We start from the raw sequence: 25,385 nt of genomic DNA on the forward strand, positions 1-25,385 counted from the left end.
ACGTGCTGCTGCGCCATTTCGCATAGTGTGTGCATCATTCACGTCGCGGCGCTCATGCGCTTGCTTTGACAAAAAAGGACTATGCCATGACACGTCCACTGCGTTTTGCCGCCACCCTGTATTGCACCGTTTTCATCACCGCTATGGCCGCACAGGCCCATGCAGACGGCACCGTTAATATCACGCCCGAAACGGGGGTGTTTGAAATACAAACCGACGCAGGTGTTCAAACCATCTCGCGCAATCAAGACGAAGCCAATGTGGTCAGTGGCGAATGGGCGCGCACCTCGCGGCCCTGTCCGAATTTTTGCATCCAACCGATGCAACCTGCTGACGGGGTGACGACCATCGGCGAATTAGAATTGATCGCGATGCTGCAAGACCCGAATGCAATGGTGATCGACAGTCGGGTTGTCGCAAATTTTGAAGGTGGCGCTATCCCCGGTGCGGTGAACATTCCCTACACCCAAGCCGCAGATCGTCTGGATGAGCTGGGATGTGAACTGGATTTCGACGGGTTCATTTGTACAGGCGATGCTGTCAAACCTGTGGCGCTGTATTGCAACGGGCCATGGTGCGGCCAATCCCCCACCGCCGCCCGCCGCATGATCGCAGCAGGCTTTCCGGCTGAGAAAATTTCATACTACCGCGGCGGTATGCAAGTCTGGCGGATGCTGGGGCTGACGGTGACGGAGTAGGGGGGGCTTCGGGTTATGAAGCTAGAAGCTTGTCCTCAGGAAACTTGCGTTCCCATGTTTCAATGAGAAATAGAGCTAGAGTTGAAGCCGAACCTACGGCTAACCTTGCAATCCTTGGGTCTAATCTCTGAAATCCTCTTTCTCTTCCGTGCGCTGTTCCTGAATGTGAACGCAAAGCGCCAATTCCTTGTATGGCATTACTAAGCGCACTTAAGATTGTTCGAACGTCTGCCTGAATCTCAGATTCTTGGACATCTTTTGATGGGGATAGGCCGAGAGGGTCTCGTATCGCTTTGTAGAGGACCTTTATTTCCATGGATCTAGGCATGTCAATTTCGGGTCTCGCATTGATGATCGAACGAAATACACTTTCTAGCATTGAGCACGCGGCTGTAACCGCAGCTTCTGGGTCTGTCTCGAGGTTGTCGAACGCACGCGAGAACTCACGTTCGACAGTATCAAGTGTCCACTCTGAACTAATCTTCATTAGATGCGGGGCTGCTGTGTGGCTTGGTTGAGTTGCAATTTCCCCCACCAACTTCTCAAATGGCAAATCTTCAATTGATGCTTGGTCGTACAGCGCCGAGACATATTCAAGAGAGATATTCCAAACGTCTGAGTCAATTTGGCGTTGCGCCTCTTCTAGTTCAGAATTCCGTTCCGAGTTGCGCTTAGACCAAAGTAGCTGGAGCAACTCGATTACCAAGTGTGGGGGGGGATAGCTCTACAAATGAAAGAAGTCTATTGAATTTGGAGGTGCCTTTTTCGCTAAATGCGTCAGCGTAAATGTTTGTTTCAAAATGATCTTCGAAAAATTCTTCAAATGTCCTATTTGAAAAATCTAATACATAACCAGGTTGGGGACAGAACCAGTCTCTGATTTGATCTTTCTGGTAGTGCTTTATTTTTGCCATCCTACCTCTTCCCCCGACGTCCAGAATTCCCGCCACGCATACCACCTCGGCCACCCGTAGAGCGCCCCGACGCCGTCTTGGCATCCGTCACGGCCTTCTCAACATCCGCTTGTTTCGCCAGAGGGTCTTCGGCCACGGCCAGTTCCACGGCTTCCAGTCGTTTGACTTCGTCGCGCAGGCGGGCGGCTTCCTCGAACTCTAGGTTCTCGGCGGCTTTGCGCATGTCGGTGCGCAGACCTTCCAGAACGGTCGCAAGATTGCCCCCTGCGAACGGCGCGTCGATGGTGGCGGTGACGCGGTTCATGTCCACATCGCCTTTGTAGAGCCCCGCCAAAATATCTTCGACGTTCTTTTTCACCGTCTGCGGTGTGATGCCGTGTTCAACGTTATAGGCCATCTGACGTTCGCGGCGGCGCGAGGTCTCGCCCATGGCGCGTTCCATCGATCCGGTGATTTTATCAGCGTACAAAATTACGCGGCCCTCAGCGTTGCGCGCGGCACGGCCGATGGTTTGAATCAATGAGGTTTCCGAGCGCAAAAAGCCCTCTTTATCGGCATCCAAAATGGCGACCAATCCACATTCGGGAATGTCCAATCCTTCGCGCAAAAGGTTGATCCCGATCAGCACATCAAACGCGCCAAGGCGCAGATCGCGCAAAATCTCGATACGTTCGATTGTGTCGATTTCAGAGTGCATATACCGCACCCGCACCCCTTGTTCATGCAGGTATTCTGTCAGGTCTTCGGACATGCGTTTGGTCAGCGTAGTGACCAAAACACGGGAATTGTTGGCGGCTTGTTTGCGCACCTCATCCAGCAAATCATCGACCTGTGTGTCCACTGGGCGGATTTCAATCACAGGGTCCAAAAGTCCCGTGGGGCGAATGATTTGTTCGGTGAATACGCCCCCCGTTTGCTCAAGTTCCCACTGGGCAGGCGTGGCGGACACGAACACAGATTGCGGGCGCATCGCATCCCATTCCTCGAATTTTAGCGGACGGTTGTCCATGCATGAGGGCAGGCGGAACCCGTGTTCGGCCAGCGTTGTTTTGCGTCTAAAGTCACCTTTGTACATGCCGCCTATCTGGGGCACAGACACGTGGGATTCATCGGCAAAAACGATGGCATTGTCGGGGATAAATTCAAATAATGTGGGCGGCGGTTCGCCCGGGGCACGGCCCGTCAGATAGCGCGAATAGTTTTCGATCCCGTTGCACACGCCCGTCGCCTCAAGCATTTCAAGATCAAAATTGGTGCGCTGTTCAAGGCGCTGTGCTTCTAACAATTTGCCTTCGTTGTTGAACTGATCAAGGCGCATTTTCAGTTCTTTTTTGATGCTGACAATCGCTTGTTTGATGGTCTTTTGTGGCGTCACATAATGCGAATTCGCGTAGACGCGCACCTGTTTAAAGGTGTCGGTTTTGGCGCCAGTAAGCGGGTCAAATTCGGTGATGCTTTCCAATTCTTCGCCAAAGAAAGACAGTTTCCAAGCGCGGTCATCCAAGTGGGCAGGCCAGATTTCCAAGCTGTCGCCCCGGACGCGAAATGTGCCGCGTTGAAACCCATGATCGTTGCGTTTGTATTGCTGGGCAATGAGATCGGCGATGACTTGGCGTTGGTCGTATTCACCACCGACATGCAAATCTTGTGTCATCGCGCCGTAAGTTTCTGCCGATCCGATGCCGTAAATACAAGACACCGAGGCAACGATGATCACGTCATCACGTTCCAACAAAGCGCGGGTCGCGGAGTGGCGCATGCGGTCGATCTGTTCGTTGATCTGGCTTTCTTTTTCAATAAACGTGTCTGAGCGCGCGACGTAGGCTTCTGGTTGGTAGTAGTCGTAATAGGACACGAAATATTCGACGGCGTTTTCGGGAAAGAACCCTTTGAATTCGCCGTAAAGCTGGGCTGCCAACGTTTTGTTGGGCGCTAGAATGATCGCAGGGCGCTGGGTTTCTTCAATGACTTTCGCCATGGTGAATGTTTTGCCCGTACCTGTTGCACCGAGCAAAACCTGATCATGCTCGCCGTCTTTGATGGCGCTTGAAATTTCTTTGATCGCTGTCGGTTGATCGCCTGCGGGTTCAAAGGTCGAGTGCATGATAAACCTTCGCCCGCCTTCAAGTTTGGGGCGTGCACTGACATCGGGGGCAGGGTGGGCTAGGGTGACACTGTCATCGATTGGGCGTTTGTTGTTATGGGCGTAGGGCATGAGGCAGTCCTTTGCGGTTGCCATATATTTGCGCTCGCAGCCCAAAGGTTCAAGGCTTGTACTGACAGTTCCTGTCAGCTGAGAGCATATTGGGGATAAAAAGACGGCGTGCCTGAGGGGGGAAGCTCAAACATGTGCGTTCGGGGCGGCATTTTTGGGGGGCAGGTCGAGATTTACTGAGAATGGATATCTACCGTAGGGGGAGTATTTTTACTATTTATGCAACTTAAGCGATATTTTTTCTTGCGTGAAACTATTTTGCATTCTAGTTTAATCCTGCAAGCCATCTAAATTGATTGCCTGATCTTGGATGTACCCCACCCCACCCCTCGCTCCACATTCAAGATCGGGCCGTCGATTTTGCATTTCGCTTTTATCCCCCCCCGTTTTGCATTTCATTGTTATCTTGCACTTTCATAATGATGGTGTGCTGTGTGTGCCGTGTTCAAGCGGTGCAATCTGTCGCGCATTTGGCCTATTTTGCCAGCCTATAGATGCGGTTTAACTTGAACTGCACTGCAGAAAAGCAGATAAGCAGCGCTATCAAACGAAGGAGTCTCCTATGCGCGCCCGTATTTATCAGCCTGCCCGCAACGCAATGCAATCTGGTCAAGCTAAGACCAAAGATTGGATTTTGGATTTTGCGCCAGCCACCAGCCGCGATATTGATCCGCTGATGGGGTGGACTTCTAGTGCAGACACCCAAGCGCAAGTACGTTTGAAGTTTGACAGCAAAGAAGCGGCGATTGCCTATGCCGAAGAGAAAGGCATGGAGTACATCGTGAACTTGCCGCACAAGCGCGCTCATAACGTGCGTAAAGGTGGTTACGGCGATAACTTTGCCACAAATCGCCGCACCATTTGGACGCACTAAGTCTTTGTAAGTCTGACTTAAATTAAGCCAGAGTTGGATTGCGGCTTGGCCAGAGTGTTGGAGTGCGCAAGGCAAGATATATTTCAAGGACGACCTATGGGTCGTCTTTTTTTATGCGGTCATTATAGTGATTGGTTGCATGATCGAAACAGTGTTGACTCGCGTTTATTATATCAATAGTTCTTGATGTATGGATAAAAATAACGCTCTCACCGCCTTTTCTGCACTCAGCCAAGAAACGCGTCTCGATGTGTTCCGTCTGCTCGTCAAAGCGGGTGAGACGGGGATGTCGGCGGGCGATATTGGCGACACTCTTGGGGTGCGCCAAAATACGATGTCGGCCAATCTGGCTATCTTGGCGCGGTCGGGATTGATCCGCAGTAAGCGCGAAGGGCGCAGCATTCGTTACCTTGCAGATATGGATGGGATGCGCGGCCTGTTGGCGTTTTTGATGGAAGATTGCTGCGGCGGACAGCCAGAGCTGTGTCAGCCCGTCATCAATGAACTCGCCTGCGTGTGTTAGGGCATCTCGCCAAAGACACCCACATCATTTTGTTGCTTTGCACTGGTAAGCACCGCACGACGACAGCCCAAACAGTTTGACCTCTAATTTTCGAAAGATCGACATGACAGATACATCACGTGCCGCCGCCGCTGGCCTCGGAACCTTTGAACGCTGGCTTTCTGTTTGGGTGGCACTTGCCATTGGGGCAGGATTGCTACTGGGTAATCTCTTTCCAAGCTTCTTTGCCGCTCTTGCTGGGCTGGAAGTGGCCTCGGTCAACTTGCCGGTTGCGGTGCTGATCTGGGCTATGGTCTATCCGATGATGGTCGGGGTGGATTTTGGCGCGCTGCGTCAGGTGGGCGACAAACCAAAAGGTCTTGTGGTGACATTGGTGGTGAATTGGCTGATCAAGCCTTTCACGATGGCAGCGCTTGGTGTGCTGTTTTTCAAATACGTTTTTGCAGGTTTGATCCCACCCGAAGACGCGCAAGCCTATCTGGCGGGCGTGATTTTATTGGGGGCCGCGCCTTGCACGGCGATGGTGTTTGTTTGGTCTAATCTGACACGTGGCGATGCGACCTATACGTTGGTGCAAGTCAGCTTGAATGATGTGGTTATGGTGTTCGCTTTTGCGCCTATCGTCGCCTTTTTGTTGGGGGCTACGAACATCGTGGTGCCTTGGGACACGCTGATGTTGTCCGTGGGGTTGTACGTTATGTTGCCACTGTTTGTCGGTTATCTGACCCGACGCAATCTGATCGCCAAAGGCGGCGAAGCGGCTGTGGATGCGTTTAAATCCCACGTGCAGCCTTTTTCGATTATCGGGTTGTTGGTCACAGTCGTGCTGCTCTTTGCCTTTCAGGGTGAAGTGATCCTTGATCGCCCAATGGTCATTGCCCTGATTGCCGTGCCTTTGCTGATCCAATCCTATGGCATCTTCTTTTTGGCTTATGGCGCTGCAAGAGCATGGGGTATTCCGTTCAATGTTGCGGCCCCTTGCGCTTTGATCGGCACATCCAATTTTTTTGAACTTGCTGTGGCGGTCGCGATTAGCCTGTTCGGGCTAGGGTCTGGGGCGGCACTGGCGACTGTTGTTGGGGTGCTGGTTGAGGTGCCTGTCATGTTGTCTCTCGTGGCCTTTGCAAATAGAACGCAGCACTGGTTTCCCTCCAAGGACGGCTCAGCGTAACCGTTGAAATCCATTAATCTTTGTGCGCCCGTGACGCGCCTGTCACAGTGGCAGGCGCGTGCTTAGGTTTATGACGCGTGATAGTTTTGCAGCAAGGCGGAAAGCTCGTGTTCTTCGCTGCAAAGGGCACAAAGGGATGCGCCGTGTTGCAAGTAGTGTTCAAGCGGGGGCATTTTGACCGTGCCACCTGCGGACCTGATCAAAGCAATGCCTGCCGCCGCGTCCCAAACATTTAAATGTTTCTCAACATATGCATCCGTCCACCCCGCCGCGACGCTGAGCAACCCTATGGTCGCGGCCCCAGGGCGGCGATACTCTGCGCCTTTTGCGATCAAATCCCCCAGCAGCGCAGCATGCGCGCTAAATTCTGTGCGTGGCGACCAGCCAACAGTGACCAAAGCAGTGTTGGCCGCACGCGCCTTTGAAACGGCCATCGGCACGCCATTGAGTTGGGCCGATCCGCCGACGCCACTGTGACCTTGGGCCATGAGATCAAGATCAGGGGCAAAAATCACACCCAGAACAATCTCGCCGTCATGACAGTAAGCGATTGAAACGGCCCAATCCGGCAGACCGCGCATGAAATTGGTCGTCCCGTCGATGGGATCGATAATCCACAAATGCGTGTTGGTGCCTTGCAAACCACCTTCTTCGCCAAGCACAGCATCGTCGCCGAAAGCCTCGCGAATACGCAGGCGGATCAAATCTTCGACCGCTGTGTCTGCCGCCGTGACAAAGTCTTGGTGACCTTTTTCAGCAATGTTCAATGCGTTTGGATTTTTGCGCATGGTTTGGGCCAGTTTTCCCGCCTCACGGGCGGTGCGGGCGGCGAACAGCAATCGATCTGATAGGGACATAAGCGTTCTAACTATTTTCTATTATTTGGTCGTGCCGCGTAAAACCGGCGTGAGAGTTTGGTATTGAAGTGAGGCGGGTGTGTCTGGATCGGTGAGGCGCTGACGCATGGCTGCGACAGCCATAGATACTTGCCCCTCTAGGTCCTGCTTGATGCTGCTCATATTATAAGAGCCCCAGCTGGCCTGTTCGATGTCATCAAAGCCAAGCACTTGTATATCGCTTGGAACACTGCGGCCCAAGTCGTGGCGCAGGGCATCAAGCACGCCACACGTCGCAAGATCGGTCGCGCCGAAAATTCCATCGCAGTGCGAAATTTGATCCCAATGCTTGATGACGGCTTGGCGTCCAGCGTCGTAGCTTTGGCCTTCGCTTGGGATCAATACACAGTCAAAGCCAGCGTGCAGGGCTGCAGCTTGAAACGCAAGAACACGCCCCGCCACAGAATAGGTTTTATCTTGCGGCAAGATCGCAGCAAAGCGTTGGACGCCAGCAGCGCGCAACGTGTCAAACGCCAAGTGTCCTGCGGCTTTGGGATCGATTTGAACGCGGTCCCCGCCCGCAAGCGATGGGTCGCGGTTGATCAACACCACAGGCACCTGCAACTTTGCGCATTCTTCGATAAGAGCGTCTGGGGGGCTGTCCGATGTAACGATCATGCCAGACAGACAATAGTCCAACATCGACGACAGCAATCGCGGCACATCCGACGCGGATTCAGCCGTCAACAACAACGGACGATAACCTTCTTTGATCAAGGCATGCGTCAACAATTTAACCTGACGTGCGCGCACTGGCGAATCCATCCGCGAGGCCAAAACAGCAACAAGTTGGGATTCTTGGGTTTGCAAATTTCGGGCCAATGTATTGACGCGGTAGCCAATGTCTTGCGCTGCTGCGATGATCTTTTCGCGGGTTTGTGCATTGATGCTTGCCCCTGGCGTAAAGGCACGCGACACGGCCGAGCGCGACACGCCAGCCACGCGAGCGACATCAAAAGACGTTGGGCGTTTATGGTCAGTCATGACAGTCTGCCCGTAGGCTTGCTATAAGGGTGGCGATTTCAAAAGGCGCGTCAATATTGGCCATATCAGGCGCGGCATGGATCACTTGGGTAAGCGTATCCGTGTCACGTTTTTGTGTCGCGACCATGACGCGACGCCCATCTGCGCGGGTGGCCGCGAAATCATCTGTACCCTCGGTCAAAGTGAACTCGATAATCTGCGGATCATAGTCGGCAAATGTGGTCGCAAGGCTTGGATAATCTTGCCGCCGTGCCATCAGTTGCGCTTTGGGTGCGATCTGGCGCATCTCGCGAATGGCATCTGTGTTGAAGGACCAGAAAAACACGCGATCTTCCAGCCCTGCGGCTTGAACCGCTTGCCAAACCGGTAAAGGCGGTGCGGATTTCAATTCGAGATAGGCCTTCGCGTTATACTTATGTAAAAGCTCAAGGGTCTCGCCCAACGTTGGTATTTGCGTGCCGATGAAATGCCGCGAAAACCAACCGCCTGCATCCAGGCCCCGCAGCTGAGCTAGGGTTTGAGAGGTCACAGCCCCAAACCCATTTGTGGTGCGTTCCAGCGTGGGATCATGAAACACTACGATTTCGTCATCGGCAGTTATGTGTAAATCTACTTCTATGAAACCAAATCCCGCCGCCAACGCACATTCCAACGCAGGCAACGTGTTTTCGGGGGCAACCTGATTGGCCCCGCGATGGCACACAACCTCGAATGGCAGATCTTTGCCCATAGGGTTCACCATCTCGGGGCGATCCGAACAAATACCAATCACGGGTTTGGTGCGGATCGCGGCCATGCGAATGGGGTCTTCTTCATGCCAAATGGCGATGCGTTGGTTTGCGGCAAAAGCCCGTTCAAACATTTCAGGCGTCAGCGTGTCTTGTGGGCGCTCCATGCGTTCCCAACACAGGTGGATCACATCCGTGCCCTTGGCATAGTCAAACGGTTCGGCGCCAAGCGGAACAAGCACGGAACGAGGATAGGGACTGTCTGCCTCTTCCAGTATTTTAGCAGCCTCAGGATCAAACGCGCCCAAAATAGCGTGGTGAATTTCATGGTGTTTTAAGGCGTTGAGCGTGGGCAACGTGGCCGCATTGTCTTTGATGTCGGCATAAATTCCAGTGCCAAGCGTCGCGGCCAAAGCGATCACATCGTCGAGCAATGGACAGGGGCGCAGCTCAGCCGTTGTGTGGGCGAGAATGTCTTTGTAATCAAGATCGACAATCTTGCGCCCATCCGACAGGATTTTGTCGTGAAAGGCGATGACTTTCCCATCACGGCTCACGCGAATGTCCACTTCCCACATATCCGCGCCCAAACGGCTGGCAAGGGCAAAGGCGGCAAGCGTATTGTCGGGCGCATAGGCAGACGCGCCGCGATGGGCGATGGCATAGGGGCGGGCGGGCTGGGTCCAATCGGTCATAGACGTGTCCCATCCGCGCCAAAGATATGCAGCCGGTCCATCTGCGTGCCCCATGAGATGTCTTGCTCAAGTTTCAGCCCATGCCCTGATGGCGCAATGGCGCGCAGTTTTTGCCCGCACGGCAGCATAACATCAATCAAATCTTCGCGCCCTTGGGGTTCGATAAAGCTGATCTGTCCGCTGATTTTGGGGCCATCATGTTGAGGGCCGAAATGTTCAGGGCGGATACCGAGAGTTAGTTCTCCTTGCACGGCTTTCCCGATCGGCAAAGGCAATGCATTCCCATGCCCCAAATCAAGCGAAGCGTCAGCTTTTGCTTGCAAGAAAGAGATCGGCGGGTTGCCCAGAAAGCTGGCCACATAATGGCTGGCGGGGCTTTCATACATTTGCGTGGGCGTGCTGATCTGTTCTATGCGTCCGTCTTTCATCAACGCTATGCGGTCACACATCGACATGGCTTCGATTTGATCATGAGTCACAAGGATGGCTGTGATACCTGTTTCACGCTGCAAACGACGAATTTCAGACCGCATTTCAAGGCGCAGCTTGGCGTCGAGATTGGCGAGGGGTTCGTCCAACAGCAACACGTCAGGTTTGCGGATCAAAGCACGCGCAAGAGCGACACGTTGTTGTTGCCCACCCGACAGCTGCATCGGTTTGCGGTCTAACAAATTTCCGATTTGCACAAGCTCTGCAATCTCGCCGACGCGAGCATTGATTTCAGCGGTTTTGAGCTTTTGCACTTTCAGTGGAAAGCCGATGTTTTGCGCCACAGACATATGCGGGTAGAGCGCATAGTTTTGAAACACCACACCGACAGAGCGTTCTTGAGCGGGCAAATTGGTGACGTCTTTATCGCCAAAATGCAACGTTCCGCCGTTGATTTTATGGATGCCGCTGATGGCAAAAAGCGTGGTGGATTTGCCGCAGCCAGATGGCCCAAGCAGGGCGATCATTTCGCCATCCTCAACAGTCAGGTTCATGTCTTCGATGACGGTTGTGTCACCGAAGGTCTTTTTGAAGTTTTGCAGGTGTATCCGCATCAGCCTTTCGTGCCTCCGCCATAAATGTTCATGAGTTGCTTTTGGAACAGCAGGTAAACGGCGATCACAGGCAGCGCGTAAAACACGCCGATCGCCTTAAATAGTCCATAATCGGGGCGCATGTCGTCCGCGATCACGGCGTTCATATACGTGGCAAGCACCTGCGCATCTGCGCCGGGGGCCAACACCAAGGGCAAGATGAATTCAGACCATCCAGCCAAGAAAGAAAAGATCAACAACGCGGCCAGACCCGGTTTGACTTGGGGCAAAATCAGCTCACGCCAAACGCGAAACCGTGAGGCGCCATCTTGCACGCCAGCCATTTCGATTTCCCATGGTACAGAGTCGTAAAACCCTTTCATGATCCAAATGCCAAAGGGCAATTCAAGTGCGGCTTTCACAAGGATCACACCGATGAGACTGTCATAAAGCCCCAAGAATTGCAGCACGATGAAGATGGCGATAATCAAGGTGATCGTCGGAAAGGCATGCAGCATGATCAACCCCGCCAAAAAGAAACGCCGCGCTGGAAAGTTAAGCCGTGACAGCGCATAGGCTGCGGTGATGGAAAAGGCGCAGACCAGCAGCGCCGTAGAGGCCGCAAAGACGAATGTGTTGAATGTCACACGCCAAATAGACGGACGCGCACTGTCGATGGTTTCCCAAAGAAAGCGCCAATTCCCCAATTCCCATGTTTGGGGTAAAAATCCCCCAAGCGCAGGCCGCGATACGCTGTCGATCAGTTGAAACACATACATGATCACCAGCGGTGTAGAAATCAGCGCTAAAATAGCGATGAGAAAGAGGTTTGAGCGGGATCTCATTGTTCAATCCTCGGTTTGGCGACAAGTTCGCGGAAGTTGAAGAAACGCAAGTAAATGGCGGAAAGAATGATCCCGATGATCACCAGAGCCAGCGCATAAGCCGCCCCCAAACCATATTCGAGATTGCCGCCATAATTGGACAAAGCCGTGTGATAAGCGGCCAGTGCCCAGACCTCGGTTTGGCGCCCCGGCCCGCCATCGGTGGAGAGTAGAATATATTCAAACGAGGTGAGTAAAGAGAGGGTCTGATATGAGGTGATGAACAAGATCGGCCATCGCATTTGTGGCAAAATCACATAGCGAATTTGCTGCCAGCGGCCCGCACCATCCACTTGCGCGGCGTAAAACTGTGTTTGCGGAATGGCGCGCAGAGATGATGAAAACAAGATCATGCCCAAAGACGCGCCGACAAAGCCGTTGATCAGAACTAAAACAGTCCAACCATGCACCGCGCTGTGGCGCATCCAGTCGATCCGGTCCACGCCCAAAGGGGCAAGCAAAGAGGAAATAAACCCCTGATCCCATGTCATCCATTGCCACATCATCACGTAGAGAACAGGCGGCAGGATGCGCGGCAAAAACCATATGGTGCGAAAGGTTTGCGCGATCCGATCTGGCAAGAAAAAGGTCGACAGCGCAAGGAATAGCCCCAAAGTTACGTTGAAAACCAGCGTCAAGGATACGTAGATCACTGTGTTTATAGCGTAGCGCCATGTGGCGGGCAGCTGCCAAAGCAATTCAAAATTCTGGGTCGTAAAGGTCCAGCCCGTATAGGCAACTTCGGTGAGTGGCTGCGTGTCAGCGGCGGAAATATTCAGCGCGCTGACGGCATTGGCAAAGTCGTCTTTCGTTTCATACCGCTGACCCAAAATAGACTGGCGAAACAGCTCTGCGGCGGCTTTGCGCTCGCGTGTGCTGCGCAAGGGATCGGTGCGCAATTCTTTGAGCGCGCGTTCCATGTCGCGGCGACTGTCAAAGGTTGCATCCGGAAATTTCTGAGCCAATTCATCTGCGCGGGTCTTGCCAAATTCGGTTTCGAACGCGGTCAGGCTTTCGTCTGTCATCGCATATCCCGCGCCTTGCAAAAGGGTGATGGCTTCGTCGCTAACCCCCGCGCCAGACAAGTCATCTAGATCGCTTTGGGTGAGCTGATATTCACCGCCAAGAATGCCCGTAGATGTGCTCATATTCGTAAAGGAAAACACGACTGTCAGGATCACAGGGACTAGAAAAAAGACGATAACCGCGATCAAGGCAGGGCTGATAAAGGCAGCGCCGAGCAGCTTTTGTTTGTTCATTTGAGCCCTCATCAAGAGAAGAAATAGGAGGCCCCCAAAAGGCGGCACTGTAAAAGGTGCTCAGACCCCAACAAGGGTCTGAGCTGTATTGAGATGATTGGTCGGTTTAGCGAATGATCAGATCATCGCCCAAAGTCACGCTGAGCTGTGCTTCAACTTCAGCAACGGCTTGTTCAGGGGTTTGAACGCCTGTCCACGCGGCTTCGAGACCTTTGAACATAGCTTCTGAAAAGGCACCGTAGCTTGGGTGGTTAGGTTGCGCATTTGCGTAGGGCAAAAGCACTTCTGTCGCTTCTGCAGCCCAGCGGTTGTTGGAATACAGATCAACCCCAGATTCTGCTTTGCCGATCGCAAGGTGTGAAGATTGGATCGCGTGCAACGTGTTAAGGCGTGGTTCGCTGGCGATGGATACCAATTGCGCCGCAATCTCTTCTACGCGGTCATCTTCTTGGTTTGTGATCAAGTAAACGAGCGGGTGCGTGATTGTGTTAGCGCGCCCTGCGTCATTGCCCGCTGGGATCAATGTAAAGCCAATGGAACCAAAGAAATCTTCATTGCCTTCTTTGCCTGTGTAGCGGCCATAGTGCCATGTGCCACCGTGCCAAAACGCAGCTTTGCCTGTAGCAACTTCCGAATACCACTGGTCCCAATCTGTGCCGATGTGGTTTTTGCGTAGAACTTTTGCGTCCACCGCATCCACAAAGAACTGATACATTTCAGTCATTGCAGTCCGGTCAAACAACAGTTTGCCTGTTTCTGGGTCGATCAATTCACCGCCAAAGGACTGATAGAACTGTGCATAATCAGGACCGTTTGAAACGCGTGGGTAGAAACCATAGCCTTCTTCGACAAGACCCATTTCAACGGCTTTTGTCGCATCAGCCAACATGTCGCGCAACGTGTATTCACCAGCACGCACGCGGGCAGGCATTGCGGCGATATCTTCTTCGGTGTGGCCGAGTTTCAGGAATGTTTCTTTCCAGAAAAAGAAAGGACGGCTTTCCGCATCTTGAGGCACACCCCATTGCATGTCGTCGTACTGAGCGATTTCCATCAGGTTGCTATAGACGTTTGAAAGCGGCCATGCGTCTAGATCGACATAATCTTCAACGGGTACGATGTAACCTGCGCTGGCCCAAGGCGCGATGTCGAGGTGAGAGGTAACGACGATTTGAGGCGCGTTGCCTGCTTCGGCGCTGAGAGTGACGGCTTGTTTGAAACCATCCCAGCCGTCAAAGTCACGTTTGCCTTCAACGGTGATATTTAGCTCTTCACCGCGGATCGCGGCTTCGCGCTCCAACAGGTCAGCTGCAATTGAAATATTGTCGAGACGGTAGCTGTCCGCATCGTTAGAGCCGCCAGCCCACACGTTGATTGTGATGTCTTCAGCGAAAGCTGGACCCGCTGCCAAAGCAGTGATCAGCGCCAATTTGCATGTCAGTGTCTTCATGAATCATGTTCTCCGAGCGAAAGAAAAAGGTGCGACAGTGAATCGACCGCACACGTGTGCAATTCATGAGTGTTGGATGTAACGCGGGAACTTCAGATATGTTTCATATTTGTGAAAGCTGTAGGTTTCTGGCCTGTATCGCCAAAAATCTAAAGTTTGGGGCGCCGTTAGGGCGCTATCCCTCAAACATAAATCTGGGGCGCCCAAATGAGCGCCCCAGATCAGTTATACTAGCATGGTTTCGTATGTGTGGTTTAGCTTCGCAGGTCGAAACGATCCGCGTTCATCACTTTGGTCCAAGCCGCGACGAAATCTTTAACGAATTTCCCAGCATTGTCGTCTTGCGCATAGACCTCTGCATAGGATCGCAAGATAGAATTCGACCCAAAGACCAGATCGGTGCGGGTGGCTGTCCATTTGACAGCGCCAGTTCTGCGGTCACGAATTTCATAGATGCCACCATCCACAGGGTGCCACGAGTTGGCCATATCTGTGAGATTCACAAAGAAATCAGGTGTCAGTTCTCCGACCCGACTGGTGAAGACACCATGCTTTAATCCGCCATGGTTCGTGTCCAGAACGCGCATCCCACCGATCAAAACGGCCATCTCAGGGGCTGTTAAACCCATCAATTGCGCGCGGTCGAGCAACATTTCTTCTGGGCTCACAGTATAGTTGTGCTTTTGCCAATTGCGAAACCCGTCAGCGAGCGGTTCAAGCGCGGCAAACGAATCCGCATCAGTCATTTCGTCTGTGGCATCTCCGCGCCCAGCATCAAAGGGTACCTGCACATCAAACCCAGCGGCCTTGGCAGCTTGTTCGACACCATAGTTGCCAGCAATCACGATCACATCCGCAATGCTTGCACCTGTTTGAGCCGCGATAGGTTCCAGCACGCTAAGCACCTTTGTAAGCCGCCCTGGTTCATTGCCCGCCCAGTCTTTTTGCGGGGCAAGTCGAATCCGCGCGCCATTGGCACCACCGCGCAAATCTGAGCCACGGAACGTGCGAGCGCTGTCCCATGCTGTACAAATCATCTCACTGGCTGAAAGTTCGCTATTTGCGATGCTCGATTTGACTGTTGCTAGATCATAGTTGGTTGGCCCTGCTGGAATGGGATCTTGCCAGATCAAATCCTCTGCTGGGGCGTCTGGGCCGATGTAGCGCACTTTTGGCCCCATATCGCGGTGGGTTAATTTGAACCAAGCCCGCGCGAATGTGTCTGTGAAATAGGCAGGGTCTGCCATGAATTTTTCACAAATAGCGCGGTAAATAGGATCGACTTTCATCGCCATATCCGCGTCGGTCATCATCGGCATCAAACGGATAGAGGGGTCTTCCACATCGACGGGCTTATCCTCTTCTTTGATGTTGATCGGCTGCCATTGTGTGGCACCAGCGGGGCTTTTGGTGAGTTCCCAGTCATATCCGAACAGCAGTTTGAAATAACCCATATCCCATTGCGTGGGATTGGTGGTCCATGCGCCTTCAATGCCACTTGAAACAGTGTCGCGGCCCATGCCCTTTCCAGATGGATTGCCCCACCCAAAGCCTTGGTTCTCGACATCACCAACTTCGGGTTCACGACCAAGCAGGCTGGCGTCGCCATTGCCGTGGGCTTTGCCAACTGTGTGTCCGCCTGCGGTCAAGGCTGCGGTTTCTTCGTCATTCATCGCCATACGTGCAAAGGTTTCGCGCACATGCAAAGCTGTTCGTGCGGGATCAGATTGACCGTTTACGCCCTCTGGATTGACGTAAATCAGGCCCATTTGCACCGCTGCCAATGGGTTCTCCATCGACGTGGCATCGTTGATATCGCCGTAGCGGCTATCGCTGTCGGCCAACCATTCTTTTTCGGCGCCCCAATAAGTGTCTGTCTCAGGGTGCCAGATGTCTTCGCGGCCAAAGGCAAAGCCGAATGTCTCAAGCCCCATCGATTCATAGGCAATGGTGCCCGTCAAGATGATCAAATCTGCCCAGCTCAACTTGTTGCCGTACTTCTTTTTAACCGGCCACAACAGGCGGCGCGCTTTGTCCAAGCTGACGTTGTCTGGCCATGAATTGAGTGGCGCAAAGCGCATGTTGCCGCAACCGGCCCCGCCACGCCCATCGGCCAATCGGTAGGACCCCGCAGAATGCCACGCCATGCGCACCATCAAGCCGCCGTAGTGACCCCAATCGGCAGGCCACCAGTCTTGGCTGTCGGTCATCAGCGCGCGAACATCAGCTTTCACAGCGTCCACATCCAGCGTTTTCACCGCTGTGCGATAATCGAAATCCGCATCAAGCGGGTTCGTTTTCGTGTCATGCTGGTGCAAAATGTCCAAGTTCAAACTATTGGGCCACCATGCCTGAACGCTTTTTTCGGTCACAGTATTGGCACCATGCATGATGGGGCATTTACCGCCTGTCGGTGTGAATTGATCGGTCATAGTTTCTCCCTTTCGTGGCAATCAGCTACGTAAATTTCTGGGGCTGAGATTGATTCCAGCCTGTCTCGTAAAAAGAGTATCGAAGTAGTTCGATAAGATAAATTTGCATTTTTCAATCGATGTGATAGGAAAATCTTATGATAAATATCTCGATCAAACACCTGCGCTATTTTGAAGCCCTTGCGCGACTTGGGCATTTTGGTCGCGCGGCGGAAGACTGCGCCATCTCTCAACCCGCTCTGTCGGTGCAGATCAAAGATTTAGAAGCGATGCTGGGCGCGCCATTGGTGGAACGCGGCCCCAAAAGCATTCGGGTCACGGGATTGGGCGAAGAGGTCGCGCACAGAGCGCGCGAAATCTTGCGGTCGGTCGAGGAACTTGGTGATCTGGCACGTGCCTCGAACAATCCGCTCATTGGCCGCCTGCGTCTTGGGGTCATTCCCACAATCGCGCCGTATTTTTTACCTGCGGTGATCCGAACCTTGAATGTTAAATACCCAGACTTGGATATTCGGCCCCGTGAAGCGGTCACACAACATCTGATCCAAGATCTTCTGGATGCGAAATTAGATGCGGCCATCGTCGCGTTGCCCGTTTCTGAGCCAACCTTGCACGAAGAGCCGCTGTTCGAAGAAGAATTCGTTTTGGTGCGTCCACAACATGACGCCGATAAGCCTGTGCCCAACGCGGATATGCTGCGGGACATGCGATTGTTACTGCTCGAAGAGGGGCATTGTTTTCGCGATCAGGCGCTGTCTTTTTGCAATATATCCGCAGCGACTCCGCGCGAGTTGATGGAGGGCAGTTCGCTGTCGACCTTGGTGCAAATGGTCGGTGCGGGCATCGGTGTCACGCTGATCCCTGAGATGGCCATTGCCATCGATACCCAATGCGCACCGGTGTGTGTCGCGCGATTTGCGCACCCACGTCCGACACGATCTATCGGTATGGTTTGGCGCAAGAACAGCCTGTTGTCGGATCATCTCATGTCTTTGTCCCAAATCGTCAGAGGCCTTTCGGCCTGATCGGGCCTTGGGGCGCGGCAAGATTTGCAGGATTGTGGAATTTTTCTTTTAAATGTTCCACGCGACTTATGTGGTTGAAATTGTCTTAATCATCCTGCCGTATATTTATGATGCTTTTGGCTTGAAAATCCCGCGTCACTCGCGCAAAACACATGCAACGGTCCCTTAGCTCAACTGGATAGAGCAGCTGCCTTCTAAGCAGCAGGTTTGAGGTTCGAGTCCTCAAGGGATCGCCATTTGTGTAAAAAGTCAGGTCACACAACTTAGCAACACCTCTTTTACCCCTTTGTGCGTTGCCTTGGTATCTGCTTTTCAAAGCCCCCTAGACCGAGTAGGTATCCAAATCTTTGAAGGCTTGGAACAAATCATGGCGCAAAAAGCCACCATTCATAAAGTTGAACTCTCAGTCTGCGACATGGACCGTCACTATTATGAGACCCACAAATTGACCGTGGCCAAGCATCCTTCAGAGACGGATGAACGGTTGATGGTGCGCATTCTCGCTTTTGCATTAAATGCTCACGAGCGTTTAGAGATGACAAAGGGCCTTTCAACGGATGATGAGCCAGACATTTGGCAGAAAAGCTTGGGCGGAGAGCTTGATGTGTGGGTGGCTCTGGGTCTTCCGAGTGAAAAGGTTGTACGTCAATCCTGTGGCAAAGCCGACAAAGTGATCGTTTACCCCTATGGCGGCAGGACTGCCGAAATGTGGTGGGACAAAATCAAAAACAGCACCACCCGTTTTGATAACCTTCAGGTGATAAATTTTTCCGAGACTGACACAGGCGCACTGGGAAAATTGGCAAGTCGCGCGATGAAACTTCAGATCAATATTCAGGACGGCGATGTGATGGTCAGTGTTGATGATAACATCGTTTACGTGACTCCCGTAAAGTGGAAGAGCGCTGCGTAATTCACGGTTGCTTCCGCAAAGACAGACTTGAGTTGCTAAATGGTGGCCATCTAAGTCAGGTGTGACTCTCCAATGTCCGCACGGGGTAAGCCGCAGCGCGGTTTCCGAAGACCAGCGGCGGCTATGGGCTGTTCTCTTCGGGCGACATTTCGGGCGGAAAGTATGCGTAATTGGGCAGCCTTTCGCTTTTAGGCCATCTGATGTGTGGATGATTCATTTACTAGATGTCTGTTTTGACAAACATGTATCCTGAAATGCACGCGTGCATATCGGAATGTCATTCCAGACCTTGATCTGCGTGCTTTCATCTGAAATGAGGTGCTTATCCTATGAAAGGGCGATCTGTTGCTTGCCTTTTTCAGTTGACCCAATTTTTGGAGCGTGCCCATGACCATCTCTCATCTTGTGACCCATTCTGGCGGCTTCCATGCGGACGAATTGTTGTCTTCTGTCGTGCTCACACGCTTGTACCCTCAGGCCAAGATATTGCGCACACGGGACCGAGAATGGATCACACCTGCGGCTGATAAAATCATTTACGATGTGGGGGGCGCATATGATTGCGATGCCCAGATATTTGATCACCATCAACGCCCCGGCCCGCTGCGTGAGGATGGGCAGCCGTACAGCTCTTTTGGGTTGATCTGGGCACAATATGGACGCGCATATCTGGCTGCGATGGATGTGCCACAGGATGATGTCGAAGCCATCCATGCCAAGTTTGATGCTAAATTTGTGTTGCCGATTGACCTATTGGACAACGGCGCAATAGAGCCAGCTGTGGCAGGGCCGCTGTCGATCTTGACGTTACCTGCACTTTTGGGCAGTTTGAAACCTGTCTTTGATGACATGTCACCAACGGCAGACGACGATGCTTTTTTGACTGCCTTGCCCATTGCTCGCAGTTTTGTTGAAGCTCAAATCCGCAACTTTGCAGCAAAATCTCGTGCGCAAAGCATCGTGATCGATGCCATTGCCGCGGCCGGTACATCACCTATTCTTGAGCTTCCTATGGGGATGCCATATCGCTCAGCGCTGGATAAGGCCGAGGCTGACCATATCTTGTTTGTGGTTAATCCGCGCGGTGACGATTGGATGCTGGGCGGTATTAAGTTGTCAAATGACACCTTTGAACAGCGCGCCGATTTGCCCGCTGCTTGGGCTGGATTGACGGATGCTGCATTGGAAGAGGCTAGCGGGGTCAAGGGCGCTAAGTTTTGTCATAACGCGCGCTTTATTGCTGTTGCTAGCACCCGTGAAGCGATCCTTGAAATGGCAAGAATTGCAGTACAAGAAGCTTTGTAGACTGGCTGGATTGAAGTGGCCCGACAAAACTGGACAGGGTGTTAAGGCGTATCCAACAACGACGATAGGGTACGAAAATGACTCGCAGTTTGTCAGACAAATTCAAAGCGGCAATGGCACTTTTTGAGGTGTAAACAGCCCTGTTTGACAATGGATCGAAAACGATTTTTTATCATAGTGGCTGAAGGCAGGCGATCTTTTCTAAAGAAATAAATCGATGAGTTCGCCTGATCGCCTCACCTTTTCCTAAAGTTTAGAGAGTTGCGATCACTGGTTGAGAATGTCGCCGTTCTTGATGGAATAACGCGCAGTTTCCAGAGCCAATATGCTGTTCCTCATACCCGCGCGGCGCACACGATTATATATCTCGCGTCTGCCGAAGTAGCGATGGACATAAATTGGAGGATTTTTAATCCGCGCCAACTGCAAGATGCAGACGTCTCTATGACTTATTATTCTTTGTTTATATGCTCTGAATCCTCGCGGCCTCCACAACAAAAGCTGTGGTTAAGAATAACTACCTATATATTTGTAAATTTAGTTTTGATTATTTTGGAAAATACCCAAAAAATTGTCATTTTTATAAAATTAAATTAACAACTATGGACAAATATTGCAAATACGAATACTAATTCCCCAACGCTATCGATGTGGTTTGGGTGGATTCCATGTGTTGAACAGTTTGGTGGGTTATTTGCGCCCTCCTTGCGGATCATCAAGTGGCCCCTCTGAAATCGGCAGGTAATGATGCTTTGAGGTGAGTTTTCTCTGGGAAGGCTCAGTGTAGGACAACAGTGGCCGAGTAGGGCTGTACGTGAGGAGAAAATCATGAGCGATTATATTTTATCGAATGAAACGCGCGAGAAGTTAAAGCAGGTTTCCACAGCTTCAGTAGCCACTGCGCTCTACAAGCGCGGATTGCGCAATCAGTTCGTGCAGGGCGTGGTTCCGATCGGGCACAAGCCTGTGACAATGGTCGGCCAGGCCTTCACTCTGCGCTACATTCCAGCGCGTGAGGATCGCAATCCGATCACTGTTTTTCGCGAGCGTGACCACAAACAACGCGTCGCGGTAGAGACTTGTCCAGAGGGGCAGGTGTTGGTGATGGATGCGCGTAAAGATAGTCGTGCGGCCACGGCCGGTTCTATCCTTGTCACGCGGCTTGCTCAGCGCGGCGTAGCGGGTGTGGTTTCTGACGGGGGCGTGCGGGATGCGGCAGGTATTGGAGCACTTAATATGCCCGCTTATTTCGCCTGCGCATCGGCGCCGACGAACCTGACGCTGCATGAAGCGATTGACATAAATGTGCCGATCTCTTGCGGCGATGCGCCTGTCTTTCCGGGCGATGTGATGCTGGGGGATGGCGATGGTGTGATGGTGATCCCAGCGCATCTTGCCGATGAAATCGCAGAAGAATGCATGGGAATGGAATCCTATGAGGATTTTGTTCTGGAGCAGGTCAACCAAGGCGCGGGAATTATCGGGCTTTACCCCGCCACTGACGAAGAAAATATCGTGAAATACAAGGCTTGGCGCGAAGAAAATGGTCGTTAATGATTAGCTGTCCTGCCAGCATGAACTTTGGCGTGACGTCTGTCGGCCCCCTGTCGATCCGCCGCTTCTTGCGCCCTGTTTGTTATTAAGGCCTCTCTGATGCTCTCCTCCCTGAGGGCCGCTTGACAGCTTAGCTGTCATTTGTCCTCTTCTTGGGTCCGCTGTCGCGCTTTCTTGTGATGGCGGGCCTTTTTTAATTTCGGATGGATGTGGTTTTGCTGCGATAGATTCGCTCAGGTTCACTTTGAGTATAATATTTACTTATTTTGGCAAATATGAAGAAATTTCCGCTTACTTCGTCATAATTTAGCTTATTCCTCAAATATACAGGGTAAAATCCGGTATAATTGTAATAATAGGTAATTTTTATTGTTGATTTGTAAAATAAGTCTTGTAGAGTGAGTTAGGGTTTATGGGGTGCAAGATTGCACGCATGGATGGGGGAGCTTCGGCTCGAAGTAGGGGGAGGATTATGTGCTCGCGCCAGTGATGCGGGTATGTGATGCATCATAAAATGCACATTTTGGCCAGACGGCAGCACGCTTTTCTGTTTGATCGTGTTCAGTTTTCCTACATCACAAGCAAGGTTCAAATCGTTTGAAAGTTTTGCTTGTGCTCTACAAGGCGCTCCTGATCCCACGCTGGTTCAACGATCTGCTCTGCCAGACGTATCTGAATAATAATATCTAAGAAGTCTAAAAAGGAGGAATAATCTATGTTTTCGAAAGGCTTGAAAAAAAGCATCATTTTGGCGCTCGGCGCCTGTGTTGTTGGCACATCTGTTGCCGCGGCTGATTTCCCGACTCGCGACATTCGTCTTATCGTTCCGTGGCCTGCTGGCGGCGGCGCTGATGCCATTTCGCGCAAGATCAGCAACCTTGCAGAGCAAGAATTACCAAAGTCGATCTACGTTGAAAATATCGCTGGTGCGGTGACGGCGACGGGTCTGATCCAGATGACCAGTGCGCGTCCAGACGGCCACACAGTTGGCGTTTTGACATATGATAGCGTCATCACGTTGCCTCGCGGCCAAATGGTTCCAGGCTACGGGTTGGAAAACATGTCTTTGATCGCGCGCATCACCAGTGAAGCGGACGCAATCGTTGTGTCTAAACACTCTGGCATCAACAGCTTTGAAGAATTGGTCGAAAAAGCCAAGGAAAACCCTGGTAAAGTGCGCGTTGGCGTCGCTCCAAAAGGGTCTGGTCCGTATTTGTCTGTCATCCAGCTTGAAACTTTGTTGGACGTTGATTTCAACGTGATCACCTATGCTGGTTCTTCTAGCGCCGAAGCTGAAGCGCTTTTGTCTGGTGAATTGGACGCTGCGATCTCTAGCCTTGGTGACTTTAGCGGGATCATCGAATCCGGCGACGCTAAGGGCGTGATCGAACTGACATCTGTGCAGAACTTGACCTACACTGATGTACCGACAATCAGCTCAAAAGGCTTTGATCTGCAAACAGGTAGCTTTATTGTTCTTGCGGCTCCGAAAAACACACCGGATGAAGCAGTCGACGTGATCGAGAGCGCCTTTAAAGCGGCTTATGACAGCGAAGAGTTCCAAGGCTGGCTCGCACAAATTGGTGTGACACCTGATTGGCTCGGCTCTGACGAAGTGAACGGCTGGGTTGAAGGACTTCAGGAAAAGACATTCTCTCTCATGGATGATCTGAACCTGTAATCTATAAAATAAACATGCCCCCAGCGTTGCGTTGGGGGCATCGTCTTGGCACTGGACTTAAGGGGCCAAGAATAACTTGGTTTTAACTAAAACCGTTACAAGCGACTGGCGCAAAATCGAGTGGATTTCTGATATCTGCCGATTGCGTCAAAGACCCAGCCTCATATCGGGAGAAAACGATGTTCATACACAGGCAAAACGCATTTCTTTACTTCATTCTCGTCGTGTCTGTCGGATATCTTATCTCGGCAATGAGCCTCGGCGCACCTATCGTTGATAACGGTTTGACGCCATCGTTCTTTCCCATTGTTGTGGGGGCAGTAGCTATCCTTTTTTCCACAGTGCTCATCACGCAAAGTCTGCGAAATCCACCTGAAGAAAGAGCGTCGGATGAGCCACGCAATTATACGCATCTGTGGGTTGTTGCAGCCATCTTTGTCTACATCGTGGCGTTCCGGCAAATTGGATATTTCATTTCCTCAAGCCTGTTTGTCTTTGCGCTCATCATGATTTTCTCTCCCTTGGAGAAGTTTTTGCTGAAGGCGGGGATCTCGGTTCTGGTCGTCGCAATTTGCTATGTCATGTTCCAGAAATTGTTCGGGGTCCGCCTCCCGACACTGTGGGGTTGAACCATGGATTTTATACTTCTCGTCATTAATAGTTTTTCTTTGCTGATGGACCCGTTCAACCTGACCTATGTCGTGCTTGGGTTTCTTGTCGGTACCATCTTTGCGGCCATTCCTGGCCTGACGGCGACCTTGGCGATGGCCTTGTTGTTGCCGCTGACTTACACGTTGAGCGTTGAAACCGCGCTTATGGCCTGTGCTAGTATCTACATGGCTGGCATGTGTGGGGGCAGCATCACAGCGACCACAATCAATATCCCCGGTGCGCCGTCGTCAATGATGACCGCTTTGGACGGATACCCCATGCAGCAGCAGGGCAAAGGCGCACTGGCGCTTGGCCATGCGGCTTTGGGGTCCATGTTTGGCGGTGCTGTTGGGGCGTTGCTTTTGATTGCCGTCGCTCCTTTTGTGGCCGAGCTTTCGTTGCTCGTCAAAACGACGGGCAAGTTTTCTTTGCTGGCATTCGCGATCATTGTTGTGGTGATTGCACAGCGCGGGCGTATTCCCCAAGCTGGCTTGGCTGCTTGTATTGGGTTGATGTTGGCGACTGTCGGTCTGGATGCAATGGAGCCGATCACACGCTTTACCTATGGCGATAGCAATCTGACGGCAGGGATTGCGCTTATGCCCGTTATTATCGGGACATTCGCCATCGCCGAAGTTCTAATGCAAGCGTGCTCACCATCGGATGATCTGGCTGTGAAAGCGGCTGCCGAACAAGTTAAAATCCGACGTCGGGATTTTATTCCGCCGTGGTCTGATATCCGTAAAATCGGTTTTAAATGCTATTTCAAATCCTGCCTGATTGGTTATTTTGTCGGAACATTGCCAGGGGCAGGCGGGTCGATGGGGTCATTTTTGGCCTATACAGAGGCCGTGCGAACATCTGATGAGCCAGAAACCTTTGGTAAAGGCAATCCGAAAGGCATTGTCGCCTCTGAAAGCGCCAACAATGCCGTCTGTGGCGGGGCTATGGTGCCAATGTTGACCTTTGGCATTCCAGGCGATCCGATCACTGCGATTATGCTTGGGGTTCTGGTGATCAACGGTGTCCAACCTGGGCCGCAGTTGATGACGGATCAAGCCGGTTTGATTGCGCCGATGCTGGCAGCTTTGCTGTTCAGTGCGGTCGTTCTCATCCCTTTGACGCTCTATTTGCTTGGGCCTTATTTCATCAAGATGGTGACCATTCGCAAGGATGTGCTCTACGCGGTGATTGCACTCTTGGCGATTGTCGGCAGTTTTGTTGCAACCTATTCGACGTTCCAGATGTTCATGGCGCTGGCGATGGGGGTTCTTGCCTTTTATTTGCGGCGCAATGGTTTTCCTGTGATCACCATGTTGCTCGGATATATTTTAGGCCCGAACCTTGAGGAATTCCTGCGGAGGTCTCTGGCTTTATCTAATGGCAATCCGACAACCTTTGTGACAAATATGGACAGCTTGTTCTTTGTTCTGCTGACTTTTGTCTTTATCTACTTTCTAGTCATTAGAAAGCCAGTGCAAAAAACGGCGGCAAGTCGCAGCAAATCCTGA

The 25,385-nt window shown here is 52.0% G+C and carries 21 protein-coding genes, 1 tRNA gene and 1 pseudogene; 13 read left to right on the plus strand and 10 right to left on the minus strand.

Annotation, left to right across the window (positions count from 1 at the left end; translation table 11 throughout):
- Nucleotides 1-86: 86 nt before the first annotated feature.
- Nucleotides 87-698, plus strand: a complete 612-nt coding sequence (locus BM025_RS05860) for a rhodanese-like domain-containing protein (protein ID WP_085848762.1) — start codon at nucleotides 87-89, stop codon at nucleotides 696-698.
- A gap of 13 nt (nucleotides 699-711) precedes the next feature.
- On the opposite strand, the gene BM025_RS05865 is transcribed toward BM025_RS05860, so the two are convergent.
- A complete protein-coding gene (locus BM025_RS05865; protein ID WP_139204534.1) occupies nucleotides 712-1,392 on the minus strand; it encodes an abortive infection family protein in 681 nt (226 codons plus the stop codon).
- Between the two features lie 221 nt (nucleotides 1,393-1,613).
- A complete protein-coding gene (gene uvrB, locus BM025_RS05870; RefSeq protein WP_085848768.1) occupies nucleotides 1,614-3,827 on the minus strand; it encodes an excinuclease ABC subunit UvrB in 2,214 nt (737 codons plus the stop codon).
- A 562-nt stretch (nucleotides 3,828-4,389) separates the two neighbouring features.
- On the opposite strand from uvrB, the gene BM025_RS05875 reads away from it, so the two are divergent.
- The 3 genes from BM025_RS05875 (at nucleotide 4,390) to arsB (ending at nucleotide 6,395) form a co-directional block, all read left to right on the plus strand.
- Nucleotides 4,390-4,701: an ETC complex I subunit gene (locus BM025_RS05875; protein WP_085848771.1), complete on the plus strand. Its 312-nt coding sequence runs from the start codon at nucleotides 4,390-4,392 to the stop codon at nucleotides 4,699-4,701.
- Between the two features lie 190 nt (nucleotides 4,702-4,891).
- Entirely contained in the window at nucleotides 4,892-5,224 is a 333-nt protein-coding gene (locus BM025_RS05880; protein WP_085848774.1) for an ArsR/SmtB family transcription factor, read from the plus strand.
- A 103-nt stretch (nucleotides 5,225-5,327) separates the two neighbouring features.
- Nucleotides 5,328-6,395: an ACR3 family arsenite efflux transporter gene (gene arsB, locus BM025_RS05885; protein ID WP_085848777.1), complete on the plus strand. Its 1,068-nt coding sequence runs from the start codon at nucleotides 5,328-5,330 to the stop codon at nucleotides 6,393-6,395.
- Between the two features lie 68 nt (nucleotides 6,396-6,463).
- On the opposite strand, the gene BM025_RS05890 is transcribed toward arsB, so the two are convergent.
- From BM025_RS05890 to katG, 8 genes are all read right to left on the minus strand, one after another.
- Nucleotides 6,464-7,252: an inositol monophosphatase family protein gene (locus tag BM025_RS05890; RefSeq protein ID WP_085848780.1), complete on the minus strand. Its 789-nt coding sequence runs from the start codon at nucleotides 7,250-7,252 to the stop codon at nucleotides 6,464-6,466.
- Nucleotides 7,253-7,273: 21 nt separating this feature from the next.
- Nucleotides 7,274-8,275, minus strand: coding sequence for a LacI family DNA-binding transcriptional regulator (locus tag BM025_RS05895; protein ID WP_085848782.1), 1,002 nt, complete (start codon nucleotides 8,273-8,275; stop codon nucleotides 7,274-7,276).
- On the minus strand, nucleotides 8,268-9,698 hold the full coding sequence (locus BM025_RS05900) for a glycerophosphodiester phosphodiesterase (RefSeq protein WP_211753570.1): 1,431 nt from the start codon (nucleotides 9,696-9,698) through the stop codon (nucleotides 8,268-8,270). Before BM025_RS05900 ends, BM025_RS05895 begins: the two co-directional genes overlap by 8 nt.
- Complete coding sequence (locus tag BM025_RS05905; RefSeq protein ID WP_085848788.1) at nucleotides 9,695-10,741, minus strand: ABC transporter ATP-binding protein; 1,047 nt, start codon at nucleotides 10,739-10,741, stop codon at nucleotides 9,695-9,697. The genes BM025_RS05900 and BM025_RS05905 overlap by 4 nt, the downstream gene beginning before the upstream one ends.
- Nucleotides 10,741-11,565 carry a carbohydrate ABC transporter permease gene (locus BM025_RS05910; protein ID WP_085848791.1) on the minus strand — a complete coding sequence of 275 codons (825 nt, stop codon included), beginning with the start codon at nucleotides 11,563-11,565 and terminating at the stop codon, nucleotides 10,741-10,743. Before BM025_RS05910 ends, BM025_RS05905 begins: the two co-directional genes overlap by 1 nt.
- Nucleotides 11,562-12,863, minus strand: coding sequence for a carbohydrate ABC transporter permease (locus tag BM025_RS05915; protein WP_085848796.1), 1,302 nt, complete (start codon nucleotides 12,861-12,863; stop codon nucleotides 11,562-11,564). Before BM025_RS05915 ends, BM025_RS05910 begins: the two co-directional genes overlap by 4 nt.
- Before the next feature lie 106 nt (nucleotides 12,864-12,969).
- A complete protein-coding gene (locus BM025_RS05920) occupies nucleotides 12,970-14,313 on the minus strand; it encodes an ABC transporter substrate-binding protein (protein ID WP_085848799.1) in 1,344 nt (447 codons plus the stop codon).
- A gap of 254 nt (nucleotides 14,314-14,567) precedes the next feature.
- Nucleotides 14,568-16,745 carry a catalase/peroxidase HPI gene (gene katG / locus BM025_RS05925; protein WP_085848802.1) on the minus strand — a complete coding sequence of 726 codons (2,178 nt, stop codon included), beginning with the start codon at nucleotides 16,743-16,745 and terminating at the stop codon, nucleotides 14,568-14,570.
- 137 nt (nucleotides 16,746-16,882) lie between these two features.
- Here katG and BM025_RS05930 point away from each other — a divergent pair, with 137 nt between their 5' ends.
- From BM025_RS05930 to BM025_RS05965, 9 genes and pseudogenes are all read left to right on the plus strand, one after another.
- A complete protein-coding gene (locus BM025_RS05930; RefSeq protein ID WP_085848806.1) occupies nucleotides 16,883-17,770 on the plus strand; it encodes a hydrogen peroxide-inducible genes activator in 888 nt (295 codons plus the stop codon).
- 159 nt (nucleotides 17,771-17,929) lie between these two features.
- Nucleotides 17,930-18,006: transfer RNA gene (locus BM025_RS05935), tRNA-Arg, on the plus strand.
- A 131-nt stretch (nucleotides 18,007-18,137) separates the two neighbouring features.
- The gene (locus tag BM025_RS05940; protein ID WP_085848808.1) at nucleotides 18,138-18,683 is read left to right on the plus strand and encodes a YaeQ family protein; all 546 of its coding nucleotides are present in this window, start codon (nucleotides 18,138-18,140) and stop codon (nucleotides 18,681-18,683) included.
- A gap of 387 nt (nucleotides 18,684-19,070) precedes the next feature.
- The gene (locus tag BM025_RS05945; RefSeq protein ID WP_085848811.1) at nucleotides 19,071-19,988 is read left to right on the plus strand and encodes an MYG1 family protein; all 918 of its coding nucleotides are present in this window, start codon (nucleotides 19,071-19,073) and stop codon (nucleotides 19,986-19,988) included.
- Between the two features lie 828 nt (nucleotides 19,989-20,816).
- Nucleotides 20,817-21,542 carry a ribonuclease activity regulator RraA gene (locus tag BM025_RS05950; RefSeq protein WP_085848814.1) on the plus strand — a complete coding sequence of 242 codons (726 nt, stop codon included), beginning with the start codon at nucleotides 20,817-20,819 and terminating at the stop codon, nucleotides 21,540-21,542.
- A gap of 11 nt (nucleotides 21,543-21,553) precedes the next feature.
- A pseudogene (locus BM025_RS19455) lies at nucleotides 21,554-21,631 on the plus strand (aldehyde dehydrogenase family protein); the annotation flags it as partial.
- 626 nt (nucleotides 21,632-22,257) lie between these two features.
- Nucleotides 22,258-23,223, plus strand: a complete 966-nt coding sequence (locus BM025_RS05955; RefSeq protein WP_085848816.1) for a Bug family tripartite tricarboxylate transporter substrate binding protein — start codon at nucleotides 22,258-22,260, stop codon at nucleotides 23,221-23,223.
- A 179-nt stretch (nucleotides 23,224-23,402) separates the two neighbouring features.
- Nucleotides 23,403-23,852 (plus strand): tripartite tricarboxylate transporter TctB family protein, encoded by a 450-nt coding sequence (locus BM025_RS05960; RefSeq protein ID WP_085848820.1) that lies wholly within the window; start codon nucleotides 23,403-23,405, stop codon nucleotides 23,850-23,852.
- 3 nt (nucleotides 23,853-23,855) lie between these two features.
- Complete coding sequence (locus BM025_RS05965; RefSeq protein ID WP_085848823.1) at nucleotides 23,856-25,385, plus strand: tripartite tricarboxylate transporter permease; 1,530 nt, start codon at nucleotides 23,856-23,858, stop codon at nucleotides 25,383-25,385.

This window comes from Pacificibacter marinus (assembly GCF_900109555.1).
GTDB lineage: Bacteria > Pseudomonadota > Alphaproteobacteria > Rhodobacterales > Rhodobacteraceae > Celeribacter > Celeribacter marinus_C.